The sequence below is a fragment of the Pseudomonas sp. FH1 genome (assembly GCF_000510895.2).
Taxonomy (GTDB): Bacteria; Pseudomonadota; Gammaproteobacteria; order Pseudomonadales; family Pseudomonadaceae; genus Aquipseudomonas; species Aquipseudomonas azotoformans_A.
Window position 1 is genome coordinate 51,833 of record NZ_AOHM01000058.1, and the last position, 18,180, is coordinate 70,012.

At 60.2% G+C, this 18,180-nt stretch carries 19 protein-coding genes; 4 read left to right on the top strand and 15 right to left on the bottom strand.

All coding sequences use genetic code 11. From position 1 onward, the window contains the following. Positions 1-11: 11 nt before the first annotated feature. The 10 genes from H096_RS18125 to ccoN (H096_RS18170) form a co-directional block, all read right to left on the bottom strand. The gene (locus tag H096_RS18125) at positions 12-695 is read right to left on the bottom strand and encodes a sulfite exporter TauE/SafE family protein (protein ID WP_033900566.1); all 684 of its coding nucleotides are present in this window, start codon (positions 693-695) and stop codon (positions 12-14) included. Next, on the bottom strand, positions 688-900 hold the full coding sequence (gene ccoS / locus H096_RS18130; protein ID WP_033900568.1) for a cbb3-type cytochrome oxidase assembly protein CcoS: 213 nt from the start codon (positions 898-900) through the stop codon (positions 688-690). The genes H096_RS18125 and ccoS overlap by 8 nt, the downstream gene beginning before the upstream one ends. A gap of 22 nt (positions 901-922) precedes the next feature. Continuing rightward, complete coding sequence (locus H096_RS18135) at positions 923-3,373, bottom strand: heavy metal translocating P-type ATPase (RefSeq protein ID WP_033900571.1); 2,451 nt, start codon at positions 3,371-3,373, stop codon at positions 923-925. A 7-nt stretch (positions 3,374-3,380) separates the two neighbouring features. Further along, entirely contained in the window at positions 3,381-3,920 is a 540-nt protein-coding gene (locus tag H096_RS18140; protein ID WP_015885303.1) for a FixH family protein, read from the bottom strand. Between the two features lie 14 nt (positions 3,921-3,934). After that, complete coding sequence (gene ccoG / locus H096_RS18145; protein WP_033900574.1) at positions 3,935-5,338, bottom strand: cytochrome c oxidase accessory protein CcoG; 1,404 nt, start codon at positions 5,336-5,338, stop codon at positions 3,935-3,937. A 294-nt stretch (positions 5,339-5,632) separates the two neighbouring features. Then, positions 5,633-5,812, bottom strand: a complete 180-nt coding sequence (locus tag H096_RS18150) for a hypothetical protein (RefSeq protein WP_033900576.1) — start codon at positions 5,810-5,812, stop codon at positions 5,633-5,635. A 112-nt stretch (positions 5,813-5,924) separates the two neighbouring features. Further along, positions 5,925-6,902 carry a cytochrome-c oxidase, cbb3-type subunit III gene (gene ccoP, locus H096_RS18155; RefSeq protein WP_028617469.1) on the bottom strand — a complete coding sequence of 326 codons (978 nt, stop codon included), beginning with the start codon at positions 6,900-6,902 and terminating at the stop codon, positions 5,925-5,927. Further along, positions 6,899-7,084, bottom strand: coding sequence for a CcoQ/FixQ family Cbb3-type cytochrome c oxidase assembly chaperone (locus H096_RS18160; RefSeq protein ID WP_003175465.1), 186 nt, complete (start codon positions 7,082-7,084; stop codon positions 6,899-6,901). Before H096_RS18160 ends, ccoP (H096_RS18155) begins: the two co-directional genes overlap by 4 nt. Before the next feature lie 6 nt (positions 7,085-7,090). Next, entirely contained in the window at positions 7,091-7,699 is a 609-nt protein-coding gene (gene ccoO, locus H096_RS18165; protein ID WP_003193167.1) for a cytochrome-c oxidase, cbb3-type subunit II, read from the bottom strand. After that, positions 7,699-9,141, bottom strand: coding sequence for a cytochrome-c oxidase, cbb3-type subunit I (ccoN, locus tag H096_RS18170; protein ID WP_016979311.1), 1,443 nt, complete (start codon positions 9,139-9,141; stop codon positions 7,699-7,701). Before ccoN (H096_RS18170) ends, ccoO (H096_RS18165) begins: the two co-directional genes overlap by 1 nt. Before the next feature lie 892 nt (positions 9,142-10,033). On the opposite strand from ccoN (H096_RS18170), the gene H096_RS33380 reads away from it, so the two are divergent. The 3 genes from H096_RS33380 (at position 10,034) to H096_RS18185 (ending at position 12,333) form a co-directional block, all read left to right on the top strand. Then, on the top strand, positions 10,034-10,324 hold the full coding sequence (locus H096_RS33380; protein WP_082461647.1) for a DUF3077 domain-containing protein: 291 nt from the start codon (positions 10,034-10,036) through the stop codon (positions 10,322-10,324). A gap of 273 nt (positions 10,325-10,597) precedes the next feature. Then, the gene (locus tag H096_RS18180; protein WP_033900580.1) at positions 10,598-11,950 is read left to right on the top strand and encodes a hypothetical protein; all 1,353 of its coding nucleotides are present in this window, start codon (positions 10,598-10,600) and stop codon (positions 11,948-11,950) included. Then, a complete protein-coding gene (locus H096_RS18185) occupies positions 11,947-12,333 on the top strand; it encodes a hypothetical protein (protein WP_033900582.1) in 387 nt (128 codons plus the stop codon). The genes H096_RS18180 and H096_RS18185 overlap by 4 nt, the downstream gene beginning before the upstream one ends. A gap of 161 nt (positions 12,334-12,494) precedes the next feature. Here the strand turns inward: H096_RS18185 and ccoP (H096_RS18190) are convergent, their stop codons facing one another. The 4 genes from ccoP (H096_RS18190) to ccoN (H096_RS18205) are packed head-to-tail and all read right to left on the bottom strand — an operon-like array spanning position 12,495 to position 15,686. Beyond that, positions 12,495-13,442: a cytochrome-c oxidase, cbb3-type subunit III gene (gene ccoP, locus H096_RS18190; protein WP_033900586.1), complete on the bottom strand. Its 948-nt coding sequence runs from the start codon at positions 13,440-13,442 to the stop codon at positions 12,495-12,497. After that, positions 13,439-13,639 (bottom strand): cbb3-type cytochrome c oxidase subunit 3, encoded by a 201-nt coding sequence (locus H096_RS18195; RefSeq protein ID WP_010208563.1) that lies wholly within the window; start codon positions 13,637-13,639, stop codon positions 13,439-13,441. The genes ccoP (H096_RS18190) and H096_RS18195 overlap by 4 nt, the downstream gene beginning before the upstream one ends. Before the next feature lie 3 nt (positions 13,640-13,642). After that, positions 13,643-14,251: a cytochrome-c oxidase, cbb3-type subunit II gene (ccoO, locus tag H096_RS18200; protein ID WP_017735321.1), complete on the bottom strand. Its 609-nt coding sequence runs from the start codon at positions 14,249-14,251 to the stop codon at positions 13,643-13,645. A gap of 10 nt (positions 14,252-14,261) precedes the next feature. Further along, complete coding sequence (gene ccoN / locus H096_RS18205) at positions 14,262-15,686, bottom strand: cytochrome-c oxidase, cbb3-type subunit I (protein WP_033900587.1); 1,425 nt, start codon at positions 15,684-15,686, stop codon at positions 14,262-14,264. A gap of 79 nt (positions 15,687-15,765) precedes the next feature. Between ccoN (H096_RS18205) and H096_RS18210 the strand changes: the two genes are divergently transcribed. Next, positions 15,766-16,458, top strand: a complete 693-nt coding sequence (locus H096_RS18210) for an alpha/beta family hydrolase (RefSeq protein WP_033900590.1) — start codon at positions 15,766-15,768, stop codon at positions 16,456-16,458. A gap of 94 nt (positions 16,459-16,552) precedes the next feature. Here H096_RS18210 and H096_RS18215 read toward each other — a convergent pair whose 3' ends face one another. Beyond that, entirely contained in the window at positions 16,553-18,118 is a 1,566-nt protein-coding gene (locus tag H096_RS18215) for a PAS domain-containing methyl-accepting chemotaxis protein (protein WP_033900592.1), read from the bottom strand. Positions 18,119-18,180: the final 62 nt, after the last annotated feature.

The window sequence follows — 18,180 nt, forward strand, 5'->3', positions numbered from 1 at the left end:
CACATGGCGCTTTAATGGCCCATTAGCCAGTGCTGGTGCGGACCGGGCAACGTCCAGATACCGAACAGAATCACCAGCAAACCTCCGGCCATCCGAATACTGCGTTTACGTAAAAGCGCCGTCACTCGTTCAGCGGCCAACCCCGTCGCCAGCAACACCGGCCAGGTCCCCAGCCCGAACGCCAGCATCAGCAACCCGCTGTCCAGCGCATTGCCCTGGCTCGCCGCCCATAGCAGGGTGCTGTAGACCAATCCGCACGGCAACCAGCCCCACAGCGCGCCCAGCAGCAAGGCGCGCGGCACGCTGGACACCGGCAGCAAACGGTTGGCGACTGGCTGTATATAGCGCCACAGGCCGCGCCCGAGGCTTTCGATACGGGTCAGGCCGCTCCACCAGCCAGCCAGGTACAGGCCCATGCTGATCAACAGCAACCCGGCCAGTACGCGCATGAACATCGCCGCCGGGCTGTTGGCGACTGCCCAACCGGCCAGGCCGATCAACACGCCCGCAGCGGCATAGCTGAAGATGCGCCCCAGGTTGTACGCCAGCAGCAGTTGAAACCTGCGGCCGCGCTGTTCCTTGGGGATCGCCAGAGTCAGCGCGCCCATCAGCCCGCCGCACATGCCCAGGCAATGGCCGCCGCCGAGCAGGCCGAGGATCAGCGCGGAGACCAGCAGTGGCGCCAGTTCAAGCATGGGGCGGGTCTTTCGGCGGTTGTTCTGGGTGGTTGGCCTCTTCGATGCCGGCCAGGTGGTTGGGGTCCTGGTCGTCGAACAGCACACTATGAGCCGGGCCGTCGAGGTCGTCGTACTGGCCGCTGTCCACCGCCCAGAAGAAGATGTAGATGGCCACGCCCACTAACAGCAGCGCCGCCGGAATCATCACGTATAAAGCTGGCATCTGCACTCCATGGCCGTGCGGCTCACACCGGCAGCGGGCGGGTTAATGAGGGGGCTCGGGCCGTTGGCGCGCTCGGCAGGCGAGTCAGGCGCAGGGCATTGAGCACCACGGTCAACGAACTGAGGGACATGCCCACTGCGGCCCAGATCGGGGTGATCCAACCCAGGGCGGCAAACGGCAGCATAAGGCCATTGTACAGCCCGGCCCACAGCAGGTTTTCAATGATCACCCGACGGGTGCGCCGTGCCAGGGTAAAGGCTTGTACCAGGGCGTCCAGGCGGTTGGACAGCAGCACCGCGTCGGCGCTGGTCTTGGCCAGGTCGGTAGCGGTGCCCATGGCCACGCTGATATCCGCGGCGGCGAGGACCGGCACATCGTTGACCCCGTCGCCGAGCATCAGCACCTTGCGGCCTTCCTTGTGCAGTTGTTGCAGCACGTGCAGCTTGTCATCGGGGCGCAAGCCGCCGTGGGCTTCGTCGATTCCCAGTTCGGCGGCGACGCTGGCGACCATCGGCGAACTGTCGCCGGACAGCAACAGCGTGCGCCAGCCACGTGCCTTGCACGCGGCGAGCAAGGCCGGTGCGTCGCTGCGCAGGCGGTCGTCGAGGACGAACCAGGCCAGGGCGCCTTCGCGGTCGCCCAGGAGCAGCCATTGGCCAGAAAGCTCAGGCGCAGCTGGGATTGGGCAACCACTGAGTTCGCAGACGAAACCCGGTTGGCCAATGCGCAATACGCGCTCGCCGACACGGCCTTCAAGGCCCAGCCCAGGCGAACTGATGACTTCATCGGCGGCCAGTGGCGCGCGGCCAAAAGCGCGGGCAATGGGGTGTTCGGAGCGGTTTTCCAGGGCGGCGGCGAGGCTCAGGCACAGGTCGGTGCTCAAGCTGCCCAGGGGGCGGATGGCCCGCAACGCCAGGCGCCCTTCGGTGAGGGTGCCGGTCTTGTCGAAAATCACCGTGTCGATCTGGTTCAAGCCTTCCAGCACATGGCCGCGCGTCAGCAGCAAGCTGAGTTTGTGCAGGGTGCCGGTGGCAGCGGTGAGGGCGGTGGGGGTGGCGAGGGACAGCGCGCAGGGGCAGGTCGCCACCAGCATCGCCAGCACAATCCAGAACGCCCGCGACGCATCCAGCTCCCACCACAACAGGCCGATCAACGCAGCGGCGATCAGCGAGCACAACAGGAACCACTGCGCGGCACGGTCGGCGATCTGCGCCAAGCGCGGTTTCTCGGCCTGGGCCCGCTCCAGCAGGCGCACGATGGCAGACAAGCGCGTGTCGTGGCCCAAGGCGCGCACTTCGACGGTCAGCGCGCCCTCGACGTTGAGGGTGCCTGCGGTGACCGCGTCGCCGCTCTGGCGCGGTTGCGGCAGGTATTCGCCAGTCAGCAGGGACTCATCGATGCTCGATTGCCCATCGAGGATCACGCCATCTGCTGGCAGCACGGCGCCAGGGTGGACCAATACGCGGTCGCCCAGTGCCAGTTCAGGGAGCAGGATGCGTTCACTTTGGCCATCGGCTTTCAGGCGCAGGCATGAGGCGGGCAGTAAATTGACCAATTGCGCAGTGGCGGCCGCCGTGCGTTCGCGGGCGCGGCGCTCCAGGTAGCGACCGGCCAGCAGGAACAGCGCAAACATGCCCACCGCATCGAAGTACAACTCGCCCACGCCGGTGATCGCGGTCCAGATCCCCGCCAGATACGCGCCGCCGATGGCCAACGACACTGAAACATCCATGGTTAGGTGACGCGTGCGCAAGTCGCGCATGGCACCTTTGAAAAACGGTGCGCAGCTGTAGAACACGATGGGTGTTGTCAGAAACATTGCGACCCAGCGCAGGATCACGTGCAGCTCCGGGCTCAGGTCGATATTGAATTCCGGCCAGGTGGCCATGGTTGCCATCATTGCCTGGAACCACAGCAGCCCGGCGACCCCCAGTTGGCGCAGGGCCAGGCGGTTTTCGCTGGCCAGTTGCTCGGCGGCGCGGTCGGGCTGATAGGGGTGGGCGGCGTAACCGATATGGCGCAATTCGCTGAGCAGTTGGCTCAGCAGCAGTTGTCCGTCAGCCCAACGCACTTGCAGTCGATGGTTGGACAGGTTCAGCCGCGCCTCGGCCACGGCGGGCAGGGCGCGCAGGTGTTTTTCGATCAACCAGCCGCACGCAGCACAGCTGATGCCTTCCATCATCAGGGTGGCTTCGGCCAGTTCGCCTTCGTGGCGCACAAAAGGTTTTTGCACGTCGGCGCGGTCATACAGCGCCAGCTCGTCCACCAGTTGCACCGGCAATGCCTCGGGGTTGGCCGAGGCTTCGCTACGGTGCTGGTAATAGCTTTCCAGGCCGCCGGCCACAATGGCTTCGGCCACCGCCTGGCAGCCTGGGCAACAGAGCTCGCGGCGTTCGCCGAGGATCACTGCGGTGAAGCGGCTGCCCGGCGGAACGGGCAGGGCGCAGTGGTAGCAGGGGATTAGGCTGGTCATGGCGCTGCTATTTTTTCAGGTCTTCAGCACCCTGCAACGGTTCATCGCCCAGCAGCAAGTCTTTGTCGTGGCTGACCTGTTCTTCTTCGAACATGCGCCAGGTGCGGTCGCCTTCGACGCCGAGCAATTCGACGAAGCGACGGCCTTCGACCTTGTCGGTGACCTGGCCGATGTAGCGACCGGGTTCGCTGTCGCTGCGGGCCAGGTTGATCTTGCGATCTTTCTCCGGCTGCGTCGGGGAAATCAGGTTCAATTCCAGGGTGGTCGGGTTGCTGTTGCCGGTGAGGTTCACCTCGACTTCACCGGTCAATTCATCCAGGTGCACCTTGGCGCGCAGTTGCAGGGTCTGGGCCAGCAGTTCGCGATCCAGGGAGCGGTTGATGCCTTTGCCTGCCTCGTAGTAGTTGTCATTGACCAGGTTGTCCGGGTTGTTCACCGCGATGGTCACCATGGACAGGGTCAAGGTCACCGAACAGGCGAGGATCCCAATGATGATCCAGGGCCAGAGGTGCTTGTACCAGGGGCTTGCGGCAGTGGCTACGGACATGGTTCTGCTCTCTTCTAACGAACTTGTGGGCCGATGAATCGGCTCTTGGCTTCAATATGGACGCTGGCGTCATCGGCATCGGTGAGGATGAATTTCACCTCGTTGGTGCTCGACGGCAACTGTTCCGGCGCACTCGACAGCTCGACCGGCATGCTGACGATATCGCCGGCGGCCACCCTGATTTCGCGGCGGCCTTGCAGCTTGAGGTCGGGCAAGCCTGCGGCGTCGAGCACGTAAGTGTGGTCGCGCTGGTCCTTGTTCATGATCTTCAGGCTGTAGACGTTTTCGATGCGGCCTTCGGCGTTTTCGCGGTACAGCACGCGGTCCTTGCTCACGTCGAAACCCACCAGCGAGCGCATGAAGAACGCGGCCACCAACAGGCTGATCATCGCCAGCAGCACCAATGCATAACCAATCAGGCGCGGGCGCAGCTTGTGGGTTTTCTGCCCCGACAGGTTGTGCTCGGTGGTGTAGCTGATCAGGCCGCGTGGGTACTCCATCTTGTCCATGATGTTGTCGCAGGCGTCGATGCACGCGGCGCAGCCGATGCACTCGATCTGCAGGCCGTCGCGGATGTCGATGCCGGTCGGGCACACCTGCACGCACATCGTGCAGTCGATGCAATCGCCGAGGCCTTGGGCCTTGTAGTCGACGCCTTTTTTGCGCGGACCACGCAGTTCGCCCCGGCGTGGATCGTAGGAAACGATCAGGGTGTCCTTGTCGAACATCACGCTCTGGAAACGCGCGTACGGACACATGTAGATGCACACCTGTTCGCGCAGCCAGCCGGCGTTGCCGTAGGTGGCGAGGGTGAAGAAACCTACCCAGAAATATGACCAGCCATCCGCCTGGCCGGTGAAGAAGTCGAACACCAGTTCGCGAATCGGCGAGAAATAGCCGACAAAGGTCATGCCGGTGACAAAACCGATCAGCAGCCACAGGCTGTGCTTGCTGAATTTGCGCAGGAACTTGTTGACGCCCATCGGCGCTTTGTCGAGCTTGATGCGCTGGTTGCGGTCGCCTTCGGTGACCTTTTCGCACCACATGAAGATCCACGTCCACACGCTTTGCGGGCAGGTATAACCGCACCACACACGACCGGCGTACACGGTGATAAAGAACAGGCCAAATGCCGCGACGATAAGAATGCCCGACAGCAGGATGAAATCCTGGGGCCAGAAAGTCGCGCCGAAAATAAAGAATTTACGCTCCGGCAGGTTCCACCACACGGCCTGGTGACCACCCCAATTCAGCCACACGGTGCCGAAGTAGAGCAGGAACAGACCGGCACCGCCGAGCATGCGCAGATTGCGGAACAGGCCAGTGAAGGCACGGGTGTAGATCTTCTCTCGCGAGGCGTAGAGGTCGACAGTTTTGGCAGGCGGGGTAACGTCATGTACCGGTATTTGGTCGCTCATCATTGCATCCCACGGCGGTGGAGATTTGCCTCGGCCAGTACGTGCCAACCGGGGTCAAATTAGGGGTGTTGCAGTGGCCTAATGATACGCCCCCGATGCTGCGCAAAGGGTGCGACCTTTGGTCGCGTTGGGGGAAATCAATTGATGGTGTACGTGATCTGGATCAATTGACTTGGGAAGTATGGACGGTTTTGGCAGTTGTGGTGAGCGGGGCAAGCCCGCTCACCACAAGAATGTGCTCGTCTTTCTTTTCATTAACTGGCACTAGGGCTTGCCACAAAATCGTTGCTTCATTTAGAAGCTGCAAATAGAAGCTGCAAACGTTCCCTCATCATTGCAGAACTCATTGTGAGCCGGCCGATTGACGATGGTTACGCGCTCAGGATCGAAGTCGATGCTGTCTTCGAGCATGCGCAACATGTCGACTATATCTTCCTGATCGTTTTGCTGAAGTATCCTGTCACTGTCACTCATGAACGACCCCCTTTGAATCGGTAGGGCTTAAAACTTATCGCCTACCGCCATGCAGAGCAATTAAAACGGCCCCGTCAGTGTTTGCTGAGGGAGCCGTTTTAATTGCTATTTTTTACTGCTCTTCAGCCTTCTTATCCCCATGGGACAAGCTGTACACATACGCCGCCAGCAAGTGCACCTTGTCATTGCCTTGCAGTTGTTCCTGCGCCGGCATCTGGCCCTGGCGGCCCCAACGGATGGTCTGCTGCAGTTGGGCGAAGCTCGAACCGTAGATGAACGCACCTGGGTGGGTCAGGTCAGGCGCACCCATGGCTGGGGTGCCTTTACCGGCCGGGCCGTGGCAGGCCACGCAGTTGGCAGCGAAGAGTTTCTCGCCGTTGGCCACATCGGCTTTCACGCCTTCGGGCAGCTTGCGGCCGTCGAGGTTGGTCACCACGAACGCGGCGACGTCGCTGACACCTTGTTCCTTGAGGATATCCAGCCAGGCCGGCATCACGGCATGGCGGCCCTTCATGATGGTTTCCTTGATGGTGGCGGGCTCGCCACCCCAGCGCCAGTCGGCGTCGGTCAGGTTGGGGAAGCCATAGGCGCCTTTGGCGTCAGAGCCGTGGCACACCGAGCAGTTGGAGGCGAACAGGCGGCCGCCCATTTTCAAGGCTTGCGGGTCCTTGGCCACTTCTTCAATCGGCATCGACGCGAATTTGGCGAAGATCGGGCCGAACTTGGCGTCCGACTTGGCCATTTCCTTTTCCCATTCGTGTACGCCGGTCCAGCCGGTCTGGCCGTTGGCGAACGGGGTTTGCTTGTCGGTGTCGAGGTAGTTGTAGCCCGGCAGCAGGCCTTTCCAGTTGCCCAGGCCGGGGTACAGCGCCAGGTAGCCGAGGGCGAAGATGATGGTGCCGACGAACAGCATGAACCACCATTTCGGCAGTGGGTTGTCGTACTCCTCGATGCCGTCGAACGAGTGGCCGACGGTCTCGTCGGTTTGCTCGGCGCGCTGGCCCTTGCGGGTCGACAGCAGCAGCCAGGTCAGGGCGAAGATGGTACCCAGACTGAGGACTGTGACGTACAGACTCCAGAACGTAGTCATTCTTTGTTACTCCTAGAAGCTTGCTCGACGTGCTTGATGGCTTCGGGATCATCCGCAAAGGGCAGCAAGGTCGCGTCTTCAAACTCCGACTTGCGCTTGGGGCTGAACACCCACAACGCCAGGCCGATAAAGGCCACCATCACCACAACGGTGCCCAGGCCACGAATCATCCCGATATCCATGAAGAATCACCGTTTGCTTTTGATGATGGTGCCCAGGCCTTGCAGGTAGGCCACCAATGCGTCCATTTCGGTCTTGCCCTTCACGGCTGCGGCTGCACCGGCGATGTCTTCGTCGGTGTAGGGCACGCCCAGGGTGCGCAAGACTTCCATCTTCTTCGCGGTGTCCTTGCCGTCGAGCTTGTTTTCCACGAGGAACGGGTACGCCGGCATTTTCGACTCAGGCACCACGTTGCGCGGGTTGTACAAGTGCGCACGTTGCCAGTCATCGGAGTAACGACCGCCGACACGGGCCAGGTCCGGGCCGGTGCGCTTGGAACCCCACAGGAACGGGTGGTCCCACACGCTTTCGCCAGCGACCGAGTAGTGACCGTAGCGTTCGGTCTCGGCGCGGAACGGGCGGATCATCTGCGAGTGGCAGCCGACACAGCCGTTGGCGATGTAGACGTCGCGTCCTTCCAGTTCAAGGGCGGTGCGTGGCTTCATGCCTTCGACCGGCTTGTTGGTCACGTCCTGGAAAAACAGCGGAACGATCTGGGTCAGGCCGCCGATACTCACGGCGATGACCATGAAGAAGGCCAGCAGGCCGATATTCTTCTCGACTACTTCATGCTTCATCAGTGGGCTCCCACAACGGCGATCTTGGCGGCGGCTTCGGCTTCTGCAGGGTCGGAGGCACGCACGGTGCGCCAGACGTTGTAGGCCATGAACAGCATGCCGGCGGCAAAGAACGCACCGCCCAGGGCGCGGACGATGTAGCCCGGGTGGCTGGCTTGCAGCGCTTCGACGAAGGAGTAGGTGAGGGTGCCGTCATCGTTGATCGCACGCCACATCAGACCCTGGGTGATGCCGTTGACCCACATCGAGGCGATGTAGAGCACGGTGCCGATGGTGGCCAGCCAGAAGTGCGTGTTGATCAGCGCGACGCTGTGCATCTGCGCACGGCCGAACAGTTTGGGGATCATGTGGTACAGCGCGCCGATGGAAATCATCGCCACCCAACCCAGCGCCCCGGCGTGTACGTGGCCGATGGTCCAGTCGGTGTAGTGGGACAGCGAGTTGACGGTCTTGATCGCCATCATCGGCCCTTCGAAGGTCGACATGCCGTAGAACGCCAGCGACACCACGAGGAAACGCAGGATCGGATCGGTGCGCAATTTATGCCAGGCGCCCGACAGGGTCATCATGCCGTTGATCATGCCGCCCCAGCTCGGGGCGAGCAGGATGATCGACATCGCCATGCCCAGCGACTGCGCCCAATCCGGCAGCGCGGTGTAGTGCAAGTGGTGCGGACCTGCCCAGATGTACAGGGTGATCAGCGCCCAGAAGTGCACGATGGATAAGCGGTACGAGTAAATAGGACGTTCGGCCTGTTTGGGCACGAAGTAGTACATCATCCCCAGGAAACCGGTGGTCAGGAAGAAACCCACGGCGTTGTGGCCGTACCACCACTGGATCATCGCATCCGTGGCCCCGGCGTAGGCTGAGTAGGACTTGAACAGGCTGACCGGCAACGACGCGTGGTTGACGATGTGCAGCATCGCCGTCACCAGGATGAAGGCGCCGTAGAACCAGTTGCCCACGTAGATGTGCTTGGTCTTGCGCTTGACGATGGTGCCGAAGAACACCACGGCGTAGGTCACCCACACGATGGCGAGCAAAATGGCGATCGGCCATTCCAGCTCGGCGTATTCCTTGGTGGTGGTGTACCCCAGCGGCAGGGTGACGATGGCGCTCACGATGACGGCTTGCCAACCCCAGAAGGTGAAGGCCGCGAGGCTGTCGGAGATCAGTCGCGTCTGGCAGGTTCGCTGCACGACATAGTAGGAGGTGGCAAACAATGCACAGCCACCGAAGGCGAAAATCACCAGGTTGGTGTGCAGCGGGCGCAGGCGGCCAAAGGTCGTCCATGGCAAACCGAAATTCAATTCCGGCCAAACCAGTTGCGAGGCGATGAACACCCCGAGCCCCATGCCAAGGATCCCCCAGACCACCGTCATGATGGCGAACTGGCGGACTACCTTATAGTTATAAGCAGTCGGACTGATTGCTGTGCTCATTCTAAGGTTCCACGGTTTAGGTTTTTTTATAGGTAAAATCGGCCGCAAGTATGTAGAAAGCGAGGGGCCATTGCAACGCAATGGCTGACCTGTATCAATGCGTTCCACGCCAGATTCTGCGCCCTTTCCATGTTTGGCGTAAGGACAAAATCCGAAATCGAAAGCTGATCGAGTGGACAGGAAAATTTTGGGGTCGCAACGAATGCCGTCGCGTACGCCAGGATTGGTCCGCTGTGGGAACAAGCGTAGACCCGAAAGTGAGGAGGGGAAAGTTGTGCTTTGGAAGGGTGCGACACTTGGTCGCTCAGTATCAACCTACTGTCGGAACGAGCTTGCTCGCGAAGAATTCAAGAACGCTGCGTTCATTCTGGGTAAACGGGGTGTCCTCAGGTTTTTCGCGAGCAAGCTCCACCGACAGCTCATCGCGGGACACGATTCGTTTTTTCTCTCCACATACTTTGCAATAAACTCTCATAGCCCCACCCCATAAGCCCTGACTGAACGGAATTTCATCACTCCCACATGTCTTATTCGTTCGTGGGTTGCGGCGTTAGATACATAGCGTTATCTTCCCTCCGTCGCTGCTCATCAGCGAACGGGCGTGGAATCCCGCGGGGAAAGACGTTACAGCGTCGCCAAACAATAAACAGATGCTATTTCAGATCTGTTTTTTGTGCGTTTTGGCGGCTGTACGTGGGAGACATTCGTGTCTGCCGAGTAAATTCCCCTCGGATTCCAACCTGCGTACAGCTGCCACCTTTACGCGTGGAATCGTAAATGGCAGTTCTTTTTGTTCATACAAAGGGAATTAAGCTATGCCGTACGAAATATCCGTAATTGCTTTCACAATTGTTCGTAACGATTGCCCACCTCTGAAATCGGGAGGTGAGCAATGAGCATCCCACCCTCAGCAAAAACCATTGGCGTTCAAACCTTCGCAGACTGCGGAGAAAACAAAAGTCATCTGAAACTGTTCCGTGTAAACGCCGGGGTCCCACTGCGTGAAGCGCTTGAACACGCAGCGCACGTCCTCGACTGCGCCACCACCCTCTCGCTTGAAGTTGCCATGGACCCCAGAAACGCGAGGCTCGCATTTGCCGCGCACTATCTGTGTGAAATGGGCAAAGCAGTTCTGGATGACCTGCATCTGGCTATCCAGCCGGGCGTCCCTCACCCGCAGTAACTGAAGTTGACCGGCGCCTGATACGAACTATCAGGCACCGGCCAAAACTCAATTCCCGTCTTTGCGTCTTCCACTATCAAAGCCACTCTATTTCAAATCGTTTCTAATCTAACGAATTTAATGGTAACTACCCGCTAATCACCTCGCACTAGAGCCTCCGACATAAAAAGTAATAACCCCGCATTTTAGCCATGGCTAACGACGATTACTCTTCCGTATCCCTTTCACGAGGGAAATAAATATCTCGGCTGAACCCAATCAGGAAGATAATCAATGCGCCTAATTCACTGGAATGAACGTGAACGCGAAGGGATAAGTTTAAGCCAAATAGAATCCCCATTTTTTGCTGTTTCTACTGTAAGAAATGCCTTTCAGAGTTCTGCATCTTCACTGATGTATGGACTACAGTTCCACTCCAACGGGAAAGTCTGGAGCCAAAAAGAAATTCTAAGCGCGCTCGAAAACTGCGATCTTTTTTTGGTGACCAACGACCCGTTCAGCCCATTGAGCAATGACACCTTAGGAAGGTATTCATTCTTCACCGGCAAAGGCAGGACCGGCAGTATTCAAAGGCCCCAAGCAAGCGAACCGTCCCCCGTTCCAACACGCCGGCCAAAAGTTAGACCCCACCCGCAAGAGCCCGGCTTCTACATCGTGCCAAAAAGCACGACCGTCGATGAATTGAAAACCACGTTATTTCCCGCCCCAAGTGCCGAGGTGCTTGAGAAGTTTCAATCGCTGAACCCCAATCTCGGCGAAGTGAAAGCGGGCTCAATGATCGTATTGGCCGACCCAAACAGTCCTCGATGCACCCGAGAAGACTCCATCTTGATGGAAGCCGCTGCACAGACCAATGACGCCCTTGAGCCCCTTAGCACGGATGAGGCTGACTTCATGCAGCGCCATCGCGAAGAAATCCAAGGCTTCCTCGCCCTAGGTTCCACTTCAATTGGGGCAGGCGAAGCCATGTTCGCCAGAAATATGGGCAGCCTCAAAAGTGTCCTTCAGGAAATCGAAACATTGCATCAAACAACATTCCTCAAGGATGGGCACCTTCGATCGCCTGAGTTTTTCAGTGAACGCAAACGCCTGCTCGCCCAGCTCGATACCCAACTGACGTCCCTTGTACGCAAAGGCATCGGCTTGCCCGATCATCCAAACCTGAAGTCCGCTTTAGGCATCTCAAGTCGAAGCCTTGTTCATCGATGGACACAGGCCGGCGCACCTGGGCAGATACCTGGATACGCCACCCACATTCAAAAGCTGGCCAAGGCAGCGACGGTGATCAAGTACGGCGGCTGGGTCGGGACGTCTATTGGTGGGGGCGCGTCTTACATGAAGGTCCAAAACGTGTGTTCGGCAGGCGACGACGAGGCCTGCCAGAAGGTCAAATTTACGGAAACCGGTAGTTTTACCGGTACGATCGGGGGCGGCGCCGTTGCGGGGGCGGCGCTATCAACGGCTGTCGTTGGCGGTTTGTGTGTTGGGCTGGGCGTGCCTACGATGGGCGCTGCTACTCTGGCGTGCGGCCTGATTGTGGTGGGCGCAGGCTCTGTCGCGGGAGGCGCCCTTGGCGGCGCATTTGGCGAGTGGGTCGGCGAGAAGATCTACGAGGCTGTGAAATGACACTAAGCACCGGCGACACAGTTCTTTTGACTATAGCGCTAGCCGACTTCGCTGGGATTTTCCTTTGGATTGGCGTCTGCCTGCACTTGGCATACACCAAAGCGGAAGTGATGCTGGAACACCTCAAAAATAGTCCTGCAATTACATTTTGGGCTCCCATGCGACACGGCGGCCCCTGGGGCAAACTGCTCTTGATAGGTGGCATTTCCGGGCTGATCACGTTTCCGGGCTACCAGCTCAGAAAAGGGAATTTAAGCGCCAAAGACTTTGCAGGGTTTCCTGCAGATCTCAAACGCAAGTTGGTTTTTTTGCAGTGGTGCATGATTGGGCTTTTGGTGGTGATGGTGAGCTTCGGCATCGCCGTTAAGCTCGGCGTGATTTAAATCTGCAACCCTCAAGCGCCTCCCCCCCGGGCCGGGCGAGGTTTCAAAAACGCGAGTACCCCGGAAGAATGGAGTCCGGTCCCCATTCCCCCCATTTTCCTGAAGGAGCAAGCTCCTTGGAAAAACGGTTGCCGCCCCGGATGAGGGGCGGCAGTTAAAGGTTATCGCGCGGGGCTTTCTGGCGTTGCGCCATCAGCGTTGTGGGACAGGCTGTAAACATAGGCGGCCAACAGGTGCACCTTGTCATTGCCTTGCAGCACTTCCTGCGCCGGCATCTGGCCTTGGCGGCCGTGACGGATGGTCTGCTGCAACTGCGCGAGGCTGGTGCCATAGATGTAGCCGGCCGGCTTGGTCAGGTCAGGCGCACCCATGGCTTCCATGCCGTGGCCTTCCGGACCGTGGCAGGCGACACAAGTGGTGTTGAACGCCGCTTTGCCGGCCGCCAGGTCGGCGCTGTTGTCGGCCGGTAGAGGCAGTTTGGCCAGGTCGTGACGCACATAGGCCGCGACGTTTTTCACCCCTTCATCACCAAGCATGTCACCCCAGGCCGGCATCGCCGCGTGGCGGCCATTCAGGATGGTGGTCTTGATCGCTTCGGCCGAGCCGCCCCAACGCCAGATATTGTCCGCCAGGTTCGGGAAACCAAACGCGCCCTTGGCATCCGAGCCGTGGCACACCGCGCAGTTGGAGGCGAACAGGCGGCCGCCCATTTTCAGCGCTTGCGGGTCCTTGGCCACTTCTTCCACGGGCATGGCCGAGAATTTGGCGAAGATCGGCCCGAACTTGGCGTCGGCCTTGGCCATTTCCTTGTCCCATTCCTTGGTCTGGGTCCAGCCGTCTTCATAGCCCGGCAACACGCCTTTCCAGTTGCCCAGGCCCGGGTAGAGGATCAGGTAGCCGACCGCAAACACCAGGGTGCCGGCGAACAGCATGAACCACCACTGGGGCAGCGGGTTGTCGTATTCCTCGATACCGTCGAAGGCGTGGCCCATGGTCTGGTCGACGCTGCCCTTGGTCTCGCCCTTGCGGGTGCCGACCAAGAGCCAGGTCAGGCCGATCAGGCTGCCCAGGGTCAGTACGCAGATCCATGTACTCCAGAATAGGGTCATGGCCGAGTGCTCCTTATTGCAGGCTCTTCTTGAGCGTCGGATGGAGAAGGTTCATCGGCGAACGGCAGCAGGCGCGCCTGCTCGAATTCCGCATTGCGCCGGTTGTTGAACACCCACAGCGACAGGCCGATAAAGGCGATGGCGACGACCAGCGTGCCAAGGCCGCGGATGGTGCCCGCATCGAATTCAAATCCCATGGCTCACCTCTTGCTCTTGATGGCAGTGCCGAGCACCTGCAGGTACGAAACCAGCGCGTCCATCTCGGTCTTGCCCTTGAGGCTGGCGACGGCGCCACTGATGTCGTCGTCGGTGTACGGCACGCCGAGGGTGCGCATCACTTTCAACTTGGTCTCGGTGTGGCTGCTGTCGACGGCGGCGGTGACCAGCCACGGGTAGGCCGGCATTTTCGACTCGGGCACCACGTTGCGCGGGTTGTACAAGTGCGCGCGGTGCCAGTCGTCCGAGTAGCGCGCGCCCACGCGGGCCAGGTCCGGGCCGGTACGCTTGGAGCCCCACAGGAATGGGTGGTCCCACACGCTTTCACCGGCGACCGAGTAGTGGCCGTAGCGTTCGGTCTCGGCGCGGAAAGGGCGGATCATCTGCGAGTGGCACTGCACACAGCCTTCGCGGATGTAGATGTCACGGCCTTCCAGTTGCAGCGCGGTGTAGGGCTTCATGCCCTCCACCGGCTTGTTGGTGACGTCCTGGAAGAACAGCGGGACGATCTGGGTCAGGCCACCGATGCTCACTGCCAGTACCATGAGCAGCATCAGCAGGCCGACGTTCTTTTCAATCGTTTCGTGTTTCATCACAGACTCCTCAGGCCAGCTGCGCAGTGGTGGCGGCTTCGACGGGCTGCGCCGAACGCACGGTGCGCCAGGTGTTGTAAGCCATCAGGAACATGCCGCAGAGGAACACCGCACCGCCCACCAGCCGCACGATGAAGCCAGGGTGGCTGGCCACCAGGGTTTCGACGAAGGAGTAGGTCAAGGTGCCGTCTTCGTTGACCGCACGCCACATCAGGCCCTGTGCGATGCCGTTGACCCACATCGAGGCGATGTAGAGCACGGTGCCGATGGTGGCCAGCCAGAAGTGCGCGTTGATCAGGCCGAGGCTGTACATCTGCTCACGACCGAAGACTTTCGGGATCATGTGGTACAGCGCGCCGATGGAGATCATCGCCACCCAACCCAGCGCCCCGGCGTGTACGTGGCCGATGGTCCAGTCGGTGTAGTGGGAGAGGGCGTTGACGGTCTTGATCGCCATCATCGGGCCTTCGAACGTGGACATGCCGTAGAAGGCCAGGGACACCACGAGGAAGCGCAGGATCGGGTCGCTGCGCAACTTATGCCAGGCGCCCGACAAGGTCATCATGCCGTTGATCATGCCGCCCCAGCTCGGTGCCAGCAGTACCAGCGACATCACCATGCCCAGGGATTGCGCCCAGTCCGGCAGCGCGGTGTAGTGCAAGTGGTGGGGACCTGCCCAGATGTACAGGGTGATCAGCGCCCAGAAGTGCACGATGGACAAGCGATAGGAATACACCGGACGTTCGGCTTGCTTGGGCACGAAGTAGTACATCATCCCCAGGAAGCCGGCGGTGAGGAAAAAGCCCACGGCGTTATGCCCATACCACCACTGCACCATGGCATCCGTCGCACCGCCGTAGAGGGAGTAGGACTTGGTCAGGCTGACCGGGATTTCCAGGTTGTTGACGATATGCAGGATGGCCACGGTGATGATGAACGCACCGAAGAACCAGTTACCGACGTAGATGTGCTTGGTGTTGCGCTTCATCACCGTGCCGAAGAACACGATGGCGTAGGCCACCCAGACAATGGTGATGAGGATGTCGATCGGCCATTCCAGCTCGGCGTATTCCTTGGAGCTGGTGTAGCCCAGCGGCAAGGAGATCGCGGCCAACAGGATGACCAACTGCCAGCCCCAGAAGCAGAACGCGGCGATCTTCGGCGCGAACAGCTGGGTCTGGCAGGTGCGTTGCACCGAATAGAAGGAGCTGGCGAACAGCGCGCAGCCGCCGAAGGCGAAGATTACCGCGTTGGTGTGCAACGGGCGCAGGCGGCCGAAGCTGGTCCACGGCAAGTCGAAGTTGAGTGCAGGCCAGACCAATTGGGCGGCGAGAAAAACCCCGAGCCCCATGCCGACGATGCCCCACACCACCGTCATAATGGCGAATTGGCGGACCACCTTGTAGTTATAGGCGGTACTTAATGTAGTGTTCATGGTTCCCCATCCACGGTTCAACCCAAGCAAATGCGGCACTTGGGCTGGAGTTATAGGCAGACTAAATAGCGAGGCAAGCATGGGCAAAGAGCACAAGGCCAGTATTGACGGGGATCAATGGGCGCAGTGTGTGCGGGAACACGGCTGGTTGTGGGATGTCGCGGCGAACGTGGCAGGGCGTGAACCTGTGACGCTGATCCTGGCCCACGGCGCCGGCGCACCGATGGACTCAACCTTCATGAACGACATGGCTGCACGCCTTGCCGGGCATGGCGTCAACGTGTTGCGCTTCGAGTTTCCCTATATGGCGCAACGCCGTGTCGACGGCGGCAAACGCCCACCCAACCCGGCGCCAAAACTGCTGGAAGCATGGCGCGAGGTGTATGCGCAAGTGCGACGTCATGTCGCTGGGAAACTGGCGATTGGCGGCAAGTCCATGGGCGGGCGCATGGCCAGTTTGCTGGCGGATGAATTGGGCGCGGACGGGTTGGTGTGCCTGGGGTATCCGTTTTATGCGGTGGGTAAACCGGAGAAGCCGAGGACTGAGCATCTGGCTGGGTTGAAGACGCCGACTTTGATTGTGCAGGGCGAACGGGATGCATTAGGGAATCGAGCTGCGGTTGAGGGGTATGCGTTGTCGCCGAGCATCGAGGTGATGTGGCTGGTGGCGGGGGATCATGACTTGAAGCCGTTGAAGGCGTCGGGGTTCAGCCATGAGCAACATCTGGAGGCTGCGGCGGTGAAGGTGGGTGATTTTCTCGGCGGCTGTTAGGGCCTCTTCGCGAGCAAGCCCGCTCCCACATTCGACCGCATTCCAAGGGACGTGCACGGTTAAATGTGGGAGCGGGCTTGCTCGCGAAAGCGGTCTACCGGTTAAAACGCTCGACCAGGGAGTACTGGGTATTGGCTGTGTGAGTCAATTCTTCACTCAACTGCGCCGAATTCAACGCCTGCTCCGACGTCTGATCCGCCAGCAATGCAATGGTGCTGATGTTACGGCTGATCTCTTCGGCCACCGAGCTTTGCTCTTCAGTTGCCGCCGCGATCTGCGTGGTCATGTCGGTGATATGCGCCACCGCCTCACTGATGCCCACCAGCGCCTGATCCGCTTCCATCACCCGCGCCACACCTTCTTCAGCCTGGCGGTGCCCGGCGTCCATGGTTTGCACGGCGGCGGCGGCAGTCTGTTGCAGCTTGGCGATCAGGGCGTGGATCTGCCCGGTCGATTCAGCCGTGCGTTGTGCCAGTTGACGGACTTCGTCCGCGACCACCGCAAAACCCCGGCCCATTTCACCGGCGCGTGCCGCTTCAATGGCCGCGTTCAGTGCCAGCAGGTTGGTTTGGTCGGCAATGCCTTTGATCACGTCGACCACGCCACCGATTTCGTCACTGTCCTTGGCCAGTTGGGTCACGGTCACGCCGGTCTCGCCCACTGCTACGGACAAGCGCTGAATCGCCTCGCGGGTTTCCCCGGCGATATCGCGGCCGCGACCGGTCAGGCGGTTGGCCTCCTGGGTCGCATCGGCGGTACGTTGCACGTGGCTGGCGACTTCCTGGGTGGTGGCTGCCATCTGGTTGACGGCGGTCGCCACCTGCTCAGTCTCGACGCGCTGGCGCTCCAAACCGCTGGAGCTGTTATGCGCCAGGGTGTTGGACTGCGCCGCCTGGTCGTTGAGGTGTTCGGCGGTGTCCTGCAAGCGCGTCAGACAGGTCTTCAGACGTGCCTCCTGGCTGAGGATCGACATCTCCAGCCGCGCCTGGGCGCCACGGCTGTCGGTGTACATCTGCGCGATCAGCGGGTCGGAGGTGGTCTGTTCGGCCAGGCGCAGCAAGCGCTTGAGGCCGCGTTGTTGCCAGCTCAGGCCCAGCAGGCCCAGCGGCACCGACAGCCCCGCCGCCAGGGCAAAGCCCCAGTGGGAGTTGAGGGACGCGCCGATCATGAAGCTCAACTGGCTCACCAGGATAAACGGCAGCCAGTCCTGCAGCACCGGCAGCCACTTGTCCCGCTGAGGGATCGCTGACTTGCCTTGGTTGATGCGGTGGTAGAGCGCTTCGGCCCGGCGGATCTGCTCGGCGGTGGGCTTGATGCGCACCGATTCGTAGCCGACCACCTGGTTGCCTTCGAAAACCGGCGTTACGTAGGCGTTGACCCAGTAATGATCGCCAGTCTTGCAGCGGTTCTTGACGATGCCCATCCATGGCAAGCCTTGTTTGAGCGTGGACCACATGTGCGCGAACACCGCCGCCGGAACGTCCGGGTGACGGACCAGATTGTGCGGGGCACGCACCAGTTCGTCACGGGAGAACCCACTGATTTCGACGAAGGCGTCGTTGCAGTAGGTGATCACGCCTTTGGCATCTGTGGTGGAGATCAACCGTTGCTGAGCGGGGAAGGTACGTTCGCGCTGGGTAACGGGTTGGTTATTACGCATGATTGTTCAATCCGCAAGGCTTTCAGGGGGTATCGGCAAGAACGGCGGTTTATTTAACTTAT